The organism is Methylobacterium indicum (assembly GCF_017347565.1).
Classification (GTDB): domain Bacteria; phylum Pseudomonadota; class Alphaproteobacteria; order Rhizobiales; family Beijerinckiaceae; genus Methylobacterium; species Methylobacterium indicum.
Genome location: NZ_AP024145.1, coordinates 2,423,802 through 2,436,418, shown reverse-complemented (window position 1 = coordinate 2,436,418; position 12,617 = coordinate 2,423,802). Strand labels below are relative to the sequence as shown.

The 12,617-nt window shown below is 69.1% G+C and carries 10 protein-coding genes; 3 read left to right on the top strand and 7 right to left on the bottom strand.

Annotated features, from left to right (window positions below; genetic code table 11):
• Positions 1-271 precede the first annotated feature (271 nt).
• From tnpA to tnpC, 3 genes are all read left to right on the top strand, one after another.
• Positions 272-646 carry an IS66-like element accessory protein TnpA gene (gene tnpA, locus miv_RS11450; protein WP_207182879.1) on the top strand — a complete coding sequence of 125 codons (375 nt, stop codon included), beginning with the start codon at positions 272-274 and terminating at the stop codon, positions 644-646.
• A complete protein-coding gene (tnpB, locus tag miv_RS11445; RefSeq protein ID WP_060847241.1) occupies positions 643-990 on the top strand; it encodes an IS66 family insertion sequence element accessory protein TnpB in 348 nt (115 codons plus the stop codon). Before tnpA ends, tnpB begins: the two co-directional genes overlap by 4 nt.
• 79 nt (positions 991-1,069) lie before the next feature.
• Positions 1,070-2,626: an IS66 family transposase gene (gene tnpC, locus miv_RS11440; RefSeq protein WP_207182878.1), complete on the top strand. Its 1,557-nt coding sequence runs from the start codon at positions 1,070-1,072 to the stop codon at positions 2,624-2,626.
• A 134-nt stretch (positions 2,627-2,760) separates the two neighbouring features.
• Here the strand turns inward: tnpC and miv_RS11435 are convergent, their stop codons facing one another.
• From miv_RS11435 to miv_RS11405, 7 genes are all read right to left on the bottom strand, one after another.
• The gene (locus miv_RS11435) at positions 2,761-3,681 is read right to left on the bottom strand and encodes an NAD(P)H-dependent oxidoreductase (RefSeq protein ID WP_207182877.1); all 921 of its coding nucleotides are present in this window, start codon (positions 3,679-3,681) and stop codon (positions 2,761-2,763) included.
• A 103-nt stretch (positions 3,682-3,784) separates the two neighbouring features.
• On the bottom strand, positions 3,785-6,034 hold the full coding sequence (locus miv_RS11430) for a xanthine dehydrogenase family protein molybdopterin-binding subunit (protein ID WP_207182876.1): 2,250 nt from the start codon (positions 6,032-6,034) through the stop codon (positions 3,785-3,787).
• Between the two features lie 3 nt (positions 6,035-6,037).
• Positions 6,038-7,033 carry an FAD binding domain-containing protein gene (locus miv_RS11425; protein WP_207182875.1) on the bottom strand — a complete coding sequence of 332 codons (996 nt, stop codon included), beginning with the start codon at positions 7,031-7,033 and terminating at the stop codon, positions 6,038-6,040.
• On the bottom strand, positions 7,033-7,506 hold the full coding sequence (locus miv_RS11420; protein ID WP_207182874.1) for a (2Fe-2S)-binding protein: 474 nt from the start codon (positions 7,504-7,506) through the stop codon (positions 7,033-7,035). The genes miv_RS11425 and miv_RS11420 overlap by 1 nt, the downstream gene beginning before the upstream one ends.
• Positions 7,506-8,276 carry an SDR family NAD(P)-dependent oxidoreductase gene (locus miv_RS11415; protein ID WP_207182873.1) on the bottom strand — a complete coding sequence of 257 codons (771 nt, stop codon included), beginning with the start codon at positions 8,274-8,276 and terminating at the stop codon, positions 7,506-7,508. Before miv_RS11415 ends, miv_RS11420 begins: the two co-directional genes overlap by 1 nt.
• Positions 8,277-8,413: 137 nt before the next feature.
• Positions 8,414-9,643: a zinc-dependent alcohol dehydrogenase gene (locus miv_RS11410; protein ID WP_207182872.1), complete on the bottom strand. Its 1,230-nt coding sequence runs from the start codon at positions 9,641-9,643 to the stop codon at positions 8,414-8,416.
• Positions 9,644-9,898: 255 nt separating this feature from the next.
• Positions 9,899-12,235 (bottom strand): FdhF/YdeP family oxidoreductase, encoded by a 2,337-nt coding sequence (locus tag miv_RS11405; protein ID WP_207182870.1) that lies wholly within the window; start codon positions 12,233-12,235, stop codon positions 9,899-9,901.
• Between the last annotated feature and the right edge of the window lie 382 nt (positions 12,236-12,617).

Below are 12,617 nucleotides of genomic sequence, written 5' to 3'. Positions count from 1 at the left end.
TTGACGTCGCACGCTAATACATATAAAGCACTTTACACCAAATAAAAATTCGTACTTACCTAAAAATCTGTGTTGCTGCAGCTCCCAATGACCGGAAATTTTTGACCAGAACGAAGCAATGAAGATCGCATCGCCTCTTCTACGGGTGTTGCCGCCCATGTTGTCCAAGTGGCGTAAGCGCTCGGTGAAGGCCGCCTTGTGCCTGTAGTGCTTTGCTCTGGATACAGTGTCTGGCGTCAGATGGCGCTGTATCGGCCCTGTGTCTGGACCTATGACCAACTCTCCTCACGTTGTCGTTGCGGGCACCCGCCGCGTCTGGTCGCTCGAGCAGAAGCGCGCCATCCTGGCCGAGGCGGACGATCCCGCCACGACCGCCTCGGAGGTAGCCCGCCGGCACGGCCTGCACTCCAGCCTGCTGTTCCGATGGCGGCGCGCCTTGCTGGCCGAACAGCAGGCCTCGGTTGCGGCCGCCCCGCCGAGCTTCATCCCGCTCGCCCTGCCGCCCCCAGCCACGACGGCAGACGACGTGCCGGACGGGCCGGGCCTGATCGAGATCGAGCTGTCGGGCGGGCACCGGGTGCGGGCCGCAGCGGGGGCGGACCTGACGCTCCTGCAGGGCGCGATCGCCGCGCTGCTGGGTCGATGATCCCCGTCCCGTCCGGCTCCCGCGTCTGGCTGGCCACCGGGCACACCGACATGCGCAAGGGCTTCGACGGGCTGGCCGCCCTCGTCCAGGACCATCTGGCGCGCGATCCGTTCTCGGGCCAGGCCTTCGTGTTCCGCGGGCGGCAGGGCCACCTGATCAAGGTGCTGTGGTGGGACGGCCAGGGCCTGTGCCTGTTCGCCAAGCGCCTGGAGAAGGGCCGCTTCGTCTGGCCGTCCACCGCCGGTGCCGCTGCCGCGTTGACGCCGGCCCAGCTCGCCATGCTGCTGGAAGGCATCGACTGGCGCACGCCGCTGCGCACCGACCGGCCGACGATCGCAGGCTGAGAGCGGCAGACTACCGAGGTGGCTGCGTCCGTGGTCAGGGCCGGTGGCGACGGCCCTCGGCAAGGGCTAAGCTGTTGGCATGGCTCTCGATCCTGCCTCGCTGCCCGACGACGTCGACGCGCTCAAGCGCCTGATCGTCGGCCTGACGCGCGAGGCGGTCCACGCCAGCACCCTGATCGAGAAGCTGCGCGGCGAGCTCGCCCGGATGAAGCGGACGCGGTTCGGCACCTCGTCCGAGAAGCTCGGCACGCGCCTCGAGCAACTCGAACTGGCCATCGAGGCGCTGGAGGTCGACGAGGCCGAGCGCCTGGCCGGCACGCCGGTCGTCGCCGAGGCGAGGGAGACCGCACGGCTCAAGCCCGCCCGGCGGGACCTGCCGGCGCACCTGCCGCGCGAGAGCGTGGTCCACGCCGGTCCCTGCGCCTGCCCGGCCTGCGGCGGGAGCTTGCGCCGGATCGGCGAGGACGTCACCGAGAGCCTCGACTACGTGCCGGGCCGGTTCAAGGTCGTGCGCCACGTCCGCGAGGCGTTCGCCTGCCGTGCCTGCGAGCAGGTGGTGCAGGCACCGGCTCCCCACCATGCGGTTCCCCGCGGGCGGGCCGGTCCGGGGCTCCTGGCCCACATCGCGGTGGCGAAGTTCGACGACCACTTGCCGCTGTATCGCCAGGCCGAGATCTACGCGCGCGACGGCGTCGAACTGGCGACCTCGACGCTCTCGGGCTGGCTCGGCGCGACTGCGGCCACGCTGCAGCCGCTGACCGAGCTTCTGCGCCGGGAGGTGATCGGCGCCTCGGACGTCCTGCACGGCGACGACACGCCGATCCCGGTGCTGGCGCCCGGCACGGGCAAGACGAGCACCGGGCGGCTGTGGACCTACGTGCGGGATGAGCGTCCCCATGGCGGCGCCCGTCCGCCGGCGGCCGTGTTCTTCGCCTCGCCCGACCGTCGAGGCGAGCGACCGCTCGCGCACCTGGCGGCCTTCTCCGGCGTGTTGGTGGCCGACGGCTATGCCGGCTTCAACGGGCTGTACGAGGCCGGGCGAGTGGGCGGCGGCCTGACCGAGGCGGGGTGCTGGGCGCACGTGCGCCGCAAGATCTTCGACGTGCACGCCGCGACGGGCTCGGCTCTCGCGGCGGAGGCGCTGGAGCGGATCGGGGCGCTCTACGGGGTCGAGCGCGACCTGTACGGCAAGCCGCCCGATGCCCGCACCCGCGAGCGGCAGACCCGCTCGAAGCCGCTGGCCGAGGCGCTGAAGGCGTTTGCCGAGACGAGCCTGGCCCAGGTGCCGGGCCGCTCCGACCTGGCCAAGGCTTTGCGCTACATGCTGGCACGCTGGCCGGCGCTCATGCGGGCCTTCGACGACGGGCGTCTCGCCCTCGACAACAACGCGGCCGAGCGGGCGCTGCGCTGTGTGGCGGTCGGGCGCAAGAACTACCTGTTCGCGGGATCCGAGCTGGGCGCCGAGCGTGCGGCGGCGTTCTACACGCTGATCGAGACGGCCAAGATGAACGGGCTCGATCCCGAGGGTTACCTGCGCGACGTGCTCACGCGCATCGCCGATCACCCGGCCAAGCGACTGGCCGATCTGCTGCCTTGGAACTGGATGCCAACCAGTGAGGCCGAGCAGGCCGCCTGACCAGTGGCTCCGTCACCGAGCGCTTACCAAGTGGCCATTGAAACGTTCGAGATCTCGGCCTTACACGAATGGCATGTCCTAACGGCGCCTTTCGTGACCTCACGTCCGATCGCCTCAGCCGACGATCCTTCGGACTACCTAGTCGTGGACCGAGCCCCGCGTTCGGCCTCCGCGGTACCGGGCACCAAGCCCTTGGTCGCGACGTGGCTGACGAAGGCGTCGATCCATGCATCGAAGCAGGCCATCGCCTCGTCCTCCTGCATCATGCCGTCGGCCTGATCGTCCGCGTAGGACCGTCCGAGCCCGACATGCGCGTGGCGCCAGAGCGCGTCCGGCACCTCGATGCCGCTGTAGCGACATTGCCAGACCAGACCCTGATAGGCCTTGCGCTCCTCGCCGCCATAGGGCTCGGATTCGGGATCGAACCACACCTTGTGCTGCAGGATGCGCGGGCGGCGGTCGGCGTCGAGCTCATTGCCGCCCTCGTTGCCATAGCAGAAGAAGGCGGCGGTGCGGCCCTCAAGGTGGTTCCGGGTCAGCTCGTGCCAGAGCGGTGAACGCTCAAGGGCCTGGGCCTTCAGGGTGCTCTTCTTGTCGATGAGGTCTGGCCGCGGGTTGCCACCGCTCATACAGACCAGGCGGTCGAACATCGCCTTCAGGTTGGTTGTCGGCCCGTACCACCAGACCGGCCCGATGATCGCCCAGGCATCCGCCCGCGCCAGGCGTTGATAGAGCTTCTCGTTCCACATCAGGTCGGGCTGATGGTCGCTGTCAGGGCCGTAGCAGTTGCAGGGCCAGACGCAGAGCGCCATCGAGGAGCCGACGCAACCGTTGCAACCCTGGATCTTGGGCTTGCCGTGCTCGTTGCCGATATCGATGTGGTCGACCTGCCAGCCCGCCGGCAGGCGTCCGAGCATATGGTGCATCAGAGCCCTTGCCTTGCCGTCGAGGCCAGGGCAGCCGTCCAGCCGCCGCGCCGAACCGGCGACGATCAGCGCCTGCAACGGTCGAGGCTCCAGCGGCAATCGATCAATGTCTGCCTTGAGGTCGTCCACGGCGCCGGTCGTCATCTGTGGCTGTGAGGAAAAGGTGTGACGCGCTCCTGACCCGTGAACGCGACTCGTCGATCTGTGCGGATGAGAACGAGCCCGGCGGTCATCACAGCAGGTCCTCGATCCGGATCGGCAATTCCCGGATGCGCCTGCCGGTGGCATGATGGACTGCGTTCGCGATCGCCGCGTTCATGCCGACGATGCCGATCTCGCCGAGGCCCTTGATGCCGAGGGGGTTGGCGCAGGTATCGTCCTCCGGCAGCATCACCACCTCGACGCCGCGCACGTCGGCGCAGACCGGAATGTGGTACTCTGAGAGATTGTCGTTGACGTAGCGCGCAGCAGCCTCGTCGATTTCTGTTTTTTCGAGAAGAGCCGCCGATAGGCCCCAGATCATCCCGCCCATGTACTGGCTGTGGGCGGCGATCGGGTTGACGATCCGCCCGGACGCAAAGGCCCCGAGCATCCGCGGCACTCGGATCTCTCGGGTGCGGGCATGGACCCGCACCTCCACGAACTGCGCCCCGAAGGCGTAGGCCGCCACGTCCGGCCGCTTGTAGCCGCGGAGGATCGGGTTGGTGCCGGCATGCAGCTTGCCCATCGCACCCGGCAGTGCGCCGTCCGGGATGTTCTCGGCGAAGGCCTCGACCACGCCGGGCGAGAGCCGCGAGACGGCGTCGCTCAGCGGCTCGGCCGCGCCGTCTTCGGCGGTGAGGCGGCCCTCTGTAAGGCGTAAGCTCCCTGGGTCACGGCCGGCGAGCGGGCCGGCATCGTGGGTCGTCGCGGCGCGGGCGAGGCGGTCGCGAACCATCTCGCAGGCCGCCGCCACCGCGTTGGCGAGGCTCGCGGTGTGGCTCGATCCGGCCGCGAGGGGCGCGGCCGGCAGGGTGGTGTCGCCCATGGCGACGTCGATCGACGAAGCGTCGAGGCCGAGCCGGTCGGCGGCGGTGATCGCCACCACCGTGTAGGCGCCGGTGCCGATGTCGTGGCCGGCCGCCTCGACCCGGGCGGTGCCGTTCGGGCGCAAGGATACTCGGGCGGCGCAGGCCGCGATGTTGGTCTCGTAGACCGCGCTGGCGCAGCCGAGGCCAACCAGCCACTCGCCGTCCCGCATCGACCCCGCCCGCGGGTTGCGGTCCGCCCAGCCGAAGCGGGCCGCGCCTTCGTCGAAGCAGGCCATCAGCCGGCGGCCAGCGAAGGGCAAGCCGCTCACCGGGTCTGTCTTCGCGTCGTTGCGGCGCCTCAGCTCGATCGGGTCTAGCCTGAGCTTCTCGGCGAGCTCGTCCATCGCGCTCTCCAGCGCGAACATGTATGGCGTCTCCGGCGGCGCCCGCATGAAGCCCGGGGTGTTGCGGTCGGCATGCACGATGTCGACCCGGGTCAGGATGTTCGGGCAGGCATAGAGCCGTGCCGTCGATTCGTTGCCCGAGACGTTGTATCGGCTCGGCCGCGAGGTCACCTCGGCGCCCTCGTGCACCAGCGCCGTCAGGCTCCCATCACGCGTCGCACCCAGCCGGATGCGGTGGCGCGTCTCAGCCCGGTAGGTGGCGATGGTGAAGCCCTGGTCGCGGGTCGCCACGAGCTTGACCGGTCGGCCAAGACGACGGGCCGCCACCGCGATCCAGGCGGTGCGGGCGGTCGCTCCCCCCTTCGAGCCGAAGGCACCGCCGACATACTTCGAGACCACCCGCACCCGCTCGGGCGGGATCCCAAGCTGGCCCGCCACATTGGCGCGCAGCCCGTAGACGAACTGGCTCGGCTCCCAGATCGTCAGGTTGCCGTTCTCCCAGGCGCAGGTGGTGGTGAACAGCTCGATCGGGTTGTGGTGCTGGGGCGGCGTGGCGTAGGCCTCATCCAGCGTCACCTCGGCGATTTTGAGTGCGCCCTCCGCGTCGCCGATCGCGTAATCCTGGTGCTCGCCGTCGTCGCGCCGCTCGCGCTCGGCGCCGACCGCGTCGAAGCTCGCCGCCGGGGTCTCGGCGGCGTAATACACCCGCACCCGGAAGGCGGCCTCGCGGGCGGCCTCGTAGGTGTCGGCGAGCACGATGCCGATGATCTGGCCGTCGTGCCAGACCTGGTCGTCCTCCATCGTGGTGGTGGTCGGCCCGCCGCTCGCCTGCTTCGGGGGCCTGGCCTCGGATCCGACGGTCTCGTGGGTCAGGATGTCGATCACGCCCGGCACGGCCCGCGCTTCGTCGAGGTCGAAGCCCGTGATCCGTCCGCGGGCGATGAAGCTGGTCAGCAGGAAGGCGTGGGCAGGATGCGCGACAGGCTCGTCGGAGGCGTAGACGGCGCGGCCCGTCACCTTGGCGCGGCCGTCGATGCGCGGGGTCGGCTGCCCGATCAGGGTCGGCATCGTTCAGATCTCCATCGCGGCGGCGTCGAGGAGGGCGCGCACCAGGGTGCGGCGGCCGAGCTCGGGCTTGAAGGCGTTCTCGCCGTGGGTGACGGCGCCCGCGAAGGCCGCCTGCGCGGCGGTGACGGCCGTCGCCTCGTCGAGGCGCTGCCCGCGCAAGGAGTCCTCCGCCTCGCGCGCGCGCCACGGCCGGGCGGCGAGCCCGCCGAGACCGACCCGCGCCTCGCGCACGGTCCCGTCCGGCGCGAGGTCGAGGGCGATGGCCGCCGAGGCGAGGGCGAAGTCGTAGGACTCGCGGTCGCGCACCTTGCGGTAGAGCGAGCGGCGGTACCAGGGCGCGGCCGGAACCCGGATCGCCGTGATCAGCTCGCCGGGCCTCAAGGTGGTCTCGATATGGGGCGTGTCGCCCCAGGGCCGGTGCAGCCCTTCGAGCGGCAGGGTGCGGGTGCTCCCGTCCGGGGCGACGAGATCGAGGCTCGCGTCAAAGGCCACCAAAGCCACCGCGAGGTCGCCGGGATAATGGGCGATGCAGTGGTCGCTCACACCGAGCACTGCGAGCCGGCGGTTGACGCCTGGAATGGCTGCGCAGCCGCTGCCGGGCTCGCGCTTGTTGCAGGCGTGCCAGCTGCGGTCGCGGAAGTAGAGGCAGCGGGTGCGCTGCAGCAGGTTGCCGACCAGCGTCGCCATGTTGCGCAGCTGCGCGCTCGCCGCCTGGACGAGCGCGTCGCGGATCGCCGGGTAGTCCCGGCCGATGACCGGATGGTCGGCCGCCTCGCTCATCCGGGCGAGGCCGCCGAGCACCAGGCCCGATCCATCCGCCGCGATGCCGCCATACTCACGCCGAAGCGGATTGATGTCGACGAGGCGCTCGGGGCGCAGCACGTCGAGCTTCATCAGGTCGAGGAGCGTCGTGCCGCCGGCGAAATAGGCGGCCTCTCGGCCCGCGAGGCTCAGTGCCGTCGCGGTGTCGCCGGCGCGGGAATAGTCGAACGGCCGCATCAGGCCCCCTCCCCTCGCATCAGGGCTGCGGCTTGGCTCACCGCCTCGACGATCTTCGGGTAGGCGGCGCAGCGGCACAGGTTGCCGCTCATGGTTTCGCGGATCTCGTCGGGGCTGCCGGCGTGCCCCTCCGTGACGCAGGCGATGGCGCTCATGACCTGGCCGGGGGTGCAGTAGCCGCACTGGTAGGCGTCGCGATCGAGAAAGGCCTGCTGCATCGGATGCAGAGGGGCCCCCTCGCCGGAGAGACCCTCGATGGTCGTCACCTCGCCCTCGACCGCGGCGACGAGGCAGAAGCAGGACAGGACGCTGCGGCCCTCGATCAGCACCGTGCAGGCGCCGCACTGGCCCTGGTCGCAGCCCTTCTTGGTGCCGGTGAGCCCGAACCGCTCGCGCAAGGCGTCGAGCAGGGTGACCCGGGGATCGTGGTCGAGGCGGGCCTCGCGCCCGTTGATGCGCAAGGTCGTCTGCATCAGGCGCCACCCCACTGCATGCTCAGGCCGCCGTCGATGGTCCAGGTCTGGCCGGTGACGTAGTCGCCGGCCTCTGAGGCGAGGAACAGTGCCAGCCGCGCGATCTCCTCCGGCTGTCCGGCCCGGTGCCAGGGGATGCGCTCCATCGACTGCCGGCTTTTGTCCGGATCGTCGAGGCGGCCCTGCGTCATCGGGGTCTGGATCAGCCCCGGCGCGATGTTGTTGACGTTGATCCTGTCCGGGGCGAGCTCGCGCGACAGGCTGCGGGTGAGCGAGCCGAGACCGGCCTTGGCCATGCCGTAAGGCGCACTCGAAGGCGTCGGAAGGTGCTGTGCCACCGACGAGATCGTCACGATCCGCCCGCGCCCGCCATGTTGACGGCGCAGCCGTACGAAGGCGCGGCAGCAGAAGACCGGGCCCATCAGGTTGACCCGCAAGACCCGCTCCAGGTCCTCGTCCTTCAACTCCGCGACCTCTGCGCCGTCCGAGCCGATGCCGGCATTGTTGACGAGGAGGTCGAGGGGGCCGAGCCGGTCGACGGCCTCGGCGAAGAACGCCTCGACAGAGACCGGATCGCCGACATCGCCCTGCATGACGTGGGCGTGCCGTCCCGCGGCCTCGACCCGCCGCTTCGTCTCGGACGCCCCGTCGACGTCGGTGTGGTAGACGATCGCGACGTCGGCGCCGGCCTCCGCGAACGCGACCGCGATCGCCTGGCCGATGCCTGAATCCGCCCCCGTGATCAGGACGCGATTCCCTCCGAGCTTCATGATCCGTCTCCCGTCAGTCGATGGTGTTCGTTCGGAGCCGGTCCCGGACCGGCTGCAGTCCTCGGCCGCGGTGAAGACCGGCCCATTCGAGAGGAACGGTATGTCGGCGATGGGCGACACCCCGCCTTTGCTGGACCCTACTTGGCCGCCTGCGGTGACAGCTCGACCTTCAGCCATCCAGGCCGCCGTGCGTCGAAGGCTTCGTAGGCCGCGATGGCGCCCTGCATCGGCTCGACGACGGTCAGGAGCTTCACCGGATCGATCGTCCCGGATGCGACCAGGTCGAGAAGGTGGGGTATGTACTTGCGGTGGTGGCAGTTCCCCATCCGCAGCGTCAGGTTCTTGTTCATCGCCTCGCCGATCGGGAAGTCGCGCAGGCTCGGCGGATAGACGCCGACGATCGCCAGCGTCCCGGCCTTGGCCAGGGCCGCCACCGCCCAGTCGAGGGCCCGCGATGGCGCATCGCCCGGCTTCCAGGCGTGCTCATGAGCGTGGCTGGCACCGACCGCCTGCTTGAGCCTGTCCACCACCCCGCCGGCCGCCTCACCGGCCTTGTCGCCCACGGAAGCGGCCGGGCCGTGATGCGCGTGCTCGGCATCGACCCCGACCGCGTCGATCGCCCGGTCGACGCCGATGCCGCCGGTGAGCGCCACGATGGTCTCGACCGGATCCTCGCGGTCGAAGTCGACAATCTCGGCGCCCTGCGCCCGGGCCATCTCCAGCCGGTCGGCGTGGTGGTCGACCGCCAGGATGCGGCCGGCCCCCATCAGGCGGGCGCTCGCGATGGCGAATTGCCCGACCGGGCCGCAGCCGAACACCGCCACCGTATGGCCCTCCTCGATCTCGGCGAGGTCGGCTCCGAACCAGCCGGTCGGGAAGATGTCCGAGCACATCAGCGCCTGGTCGTCGGTCACGCCGTCCGGCACCTTGACGAGGCCGACATGCGCGAAAGGAACGCGCGCCTTCTCGGCCTGAAGGCCGTTCACCGCCCCGGCAGGCCCGGGGCCGCCGAAGAACGCCGTGCCGGCACGTCTGCCACCCGGATTGGCATTGTCGCACTGGGCGAAGTAGCCGGCGCGGCAATAGGCGCAGGAGCCACAGGCGATCGTCGAGCAGACCACCACCCGGTCGCCGGGCCGGACGTTGCGCACCATCGGGCCCACCGTCTCGACGATGCCGACGCCTTCGTGCCCGAGGATGGTGCCTGTCTCCATGCCTTCGAAGGAGCCGCGCACGAAGTGCAGGTCCGTGCCGCAGATCGCCGAGGCGGTGAGCCGCACGATCGCATCCGTCGGGTCATTGATTGTCGGCTCGGGCGCCTCGTCGAGACGGATGTCGCCGACGCCGTGGAACACGACCGCCTTCATGAAGAAATCTCCTGGCCGATATGCTGACGCAACCAGCGACCATGACCGATGTTCCAGAGCTAGATCACCCTAATGCGCTCAAGATTGATCCATGCTCAAAGCAAATGCCTCCAGATATATTGATCCACGTTAAGGCGATCTGTCCGCACTGTCGCGCATCTGCGGGCCGTCATCGAAGACGAGGATTTCGTATCACGGCCGGCAGACCATCGATCCGGCAATGCTCTACCCTCGTATTCTTCCGGGTTGGGCCCGTCACACCGGATGCGTCGCGTGTCCCGACGGCTCGCGCCTGTCCGTCCCGTCTCCCCGCTCATCCGACGTCCGGATCCGCACCGGCACCGACTTGGCGGCCGGCGTCTTCGACGGCCCGTCATGGTGGGAGAGCGGCATCAGCGGGTTCATCTCGGGATAGTAGGCGCCGAGGCAGCCGTCGGGCAGGGCGAACGGCACCACCTTGAGGCCGAACACCGCGCGCTCGACCCCGTCCTCGGCGTCGCCGACGAGGGAGACGACCTGGCCCTCGCTCAGGTTCGCTCGCCGCATCTCGTCGGGGTTGATGAGGAGCACGTCGCGCGTGCCCTCGATGCCCCGCATACGGTCGCTGTAGCCGTAGATCGTGGTGTTGAACTGGTCGTTCGAGCGCATCGTAATCAGGCGGTACCGGCCGGGCGCGTCCGGCCAGCCGGTCGCCGACAGCGTCTCGGGCGTCGTGAACTCGGCCTTGCCGCTCTCCGTCTTCCAGATCCGCTCGCGGGCCGAGTTACCCCGGTAGAACCCGCCGGGCGTCCACATCCGCTCGTTGAAGCCGTGGAACTGCTCGGGATAGGTCTCGGCGATCTGGTCGCGGATCAGCGCGTAATCGCCGACCCACTCGTCCCAGCGAACCTTCGGGTTGGGGGCGAGCGTCGCCTTGGCGAAGCCCGCCACGATGTCGACCTCGGACTTGAGGTGCTCGCTGGCGGGCGTGCGTCGTCCCAGCGAGCCGTAGATGCAGCTGAAGGTGTCCTCCATGCTGACGGCCTGCGGTCCAGTCGCCTGCACGTCCTCCTCGGTGCGGCCGCGGCAAGGCAGCAGGTAGGCGATCTCCCCGTTCACGAGGTGGGAGCGGTTGAGCTTCGTGGCGACCTGCACGGTGAGGCGCATCGTCGTCCAGGCGTTCTCCATGCGGTCGCGGTCGGGAATGGCGCGCACGAAGTTGCCGCCGAGGCCGAAGAAACTCCGGACCTTGCCGGACAGGATGCCCTCGCAGGCCTCGACCGTGTTCATGCCCTTGTCGCGCGGCGGCTCGAAGCCGAACTGGGCCGCGTAGCGGTCGAGCGGCACCAACTCGGGCTTTTCGGTGATACCGACCGTGCGCTGCCCCTGGACGTTGGAATGGCCGCGCACCGGAGAGATGCCGGTGCCGTCGCGGCCGATATTGCCCTTCAGGAGCAGCATGTTCACGAATAGCGCGACGTTCTCGAACCCGTGCATGTGCTGGGTCAGGCCCATGCCGTAGATACCGATGACGCGATCCGCCTCGACGTAGACTTGGGCGGCAGCCTCGATGTCCTGCCGGCTCAGGCCGGATTCACGCTCGATCTCGGCCCAGGCGGTCGCCCGCACCTTCGCCTCGAAGGCCGCGAGCCCGCTCGTGTGCTGCTCGATGAAATCGACGTCGAGCACCCGACGGCCCTCCCGGCGCGCCGCGTCGTCGGCGGCGAAGACGTGCTTGCAGATCCCCATCAGCACGGCGATGTCGCCGCCGGCGCGGACCTGGTGGTACTGCGTGCTGATGCGGGTCTCCTTGCCCGTCAGCATCTCGACCGGGCTCTGCGGGTTGGTGAAGAATTCGAGGCCGCGCTCGCGCACGGGATTGAACGTGACGATCTTCACGCCGCGCTTCGCGGCCTCCTGGAGCGGGTGCAGGAAGCGCGGGCTGTTCGACCCGGTGTTCTGGCCGAAGAAGAACATCGCGTCGCAGTTCTGGAGATCGTCGAACACGACCGTGCCGACGCCGGCGCCGATGACCTTCTTGAGCGCCACCGAGGTGGTCTCGTGGCACATGTTCGAAGAGTCGGGCAGGTTGTTGCAGCCGTAGAGCCGGGCGAACAGCGCGTAGAGGTAGGACGTCTCTAGGCTCGCGCGCCCCGACGAGTAGAACACGACAGACTTTGGATCGAGGAGCCTCAGCTCCGATCCGATCTCCCAGAACGCCTCGTCCCAGTTGCAGGGTACGTATTTGTCGCTCGCCCGGTCGTACCGCATCGGGTGGGTCAGGCGGCCCTGCTGTTCGAGGTCGTAATCCGTCCACTCCCGCAATTCCGTGAGCGTGTGCTTGGCGAAGAAATCCGGGGTGCAACGCCGGGTCGTCAGCTCCCACAGGGTCGCCTTGGCGCCGTTCTCGCAGAACTCGAACGGATGATAATTGGCCGGCTTCGCCCATGAGCACGACACGCACATGAAGCCCTTGGGCTTGTTCTGGCGAAACAGGGTCTCGGTGGCGAGCGGCGTCGCCCATTCCTTGCCGAAGATCCGCGAGATGCCCCGCACCGAACCCCAGCCGCCGGACGGACCGTCGTAATGGGCGGTGTCTTCTTCGCCGTGCATCCGCATTCCTCCGTCTGCGATCGACAGGCCGACGAGGCGCCCGCCCCCGCCGACCGGGGCGGCTCCGGCATCCGCCCAGATGTCCGCGGCACCGGAAATCGTCGACGCAAGCCTCGCGAGGCGACGTCCCGCGTCATGGCTTGGCTGCCGTCATGGTGCGGCCTTCCTGCCTGATGCGGCCAACAGCTTCAGGCTTGTCTCGTTCCGGCCCTCTGAACGGGAAACCTCGCAGCTTTAAAGCAGTTTAATTGTCTAATACGGACATGCCATGCCATGCCATGCGCGAGGCGCACGCGTCCAAGTTTGCAGACAAGCGAGAGGATTGCCAGGACGACGGGGATATGCGAGGTCGCGGACGCCGCGACGGCTCCTCGCCCCGCCG

Coding starts and splice junctions, on each gene's coding strand:
- tnpA (WP_207182879.1), top strand. CDS start 272: ATGACCAACTCTCCTCACGTTGTCGTTGCGGGCACCCGCCGCGTCTGG.
- tnpB (WP_060847241.1), top strand. CDS start 643: ATGATCCCCGTCCCGTCCGGCTCCCGCGTCTGGCTGGCCACCGGGCAC.
- tnpC (WP_207182878.1), top strand. CDS start 1,070: ATGGCTCTCGATCCTGCCTCGCTGCCCGACGACGTCGACGCGCTCAAG.
- miv_RS11430 (WP_207182876.1), bottom strand. CDS start 6,034: ATGCCGACCCTGATCGGGCAGCCGACCCCGCGCATCGACGGCCGCGCC.
- miv_RS11425 (WP_207182875.1), bottom strand. CDS start 7,033: ATGCGGCCGTTCGACTATTCCCGCGCCGGCGACACCGCGACGGCACTG.
- miv_RS11420 (WP_207182874.1), bottom strand. CDS start 7,506: ATGCAGACGACCTTGCGCATCAACGGGCGCGAGGCCCGCCTCGACCAC.
- miv_RS11415 (WP_207182873.1), bottom strand. CDS start 8,276: ATGAAGCTCGGAGGGAATCGCGTCCTGATCACGGGGGCGGATTCAGGC.
- miv_RS11410 (WP_207182872.1), bottom strand. CDS start 9,643: ATGAAGGCGGTCGTGTTCCACGGCGTCGGCGACATCCGTCTCGACGAG.
- miv_RS11405 (WP_207182870.1), bottom strand. CDS start 12,235: ATGCACGGCGAAGAAGACACCGCCCATTACGACGGTCCGTCCGGCGGC.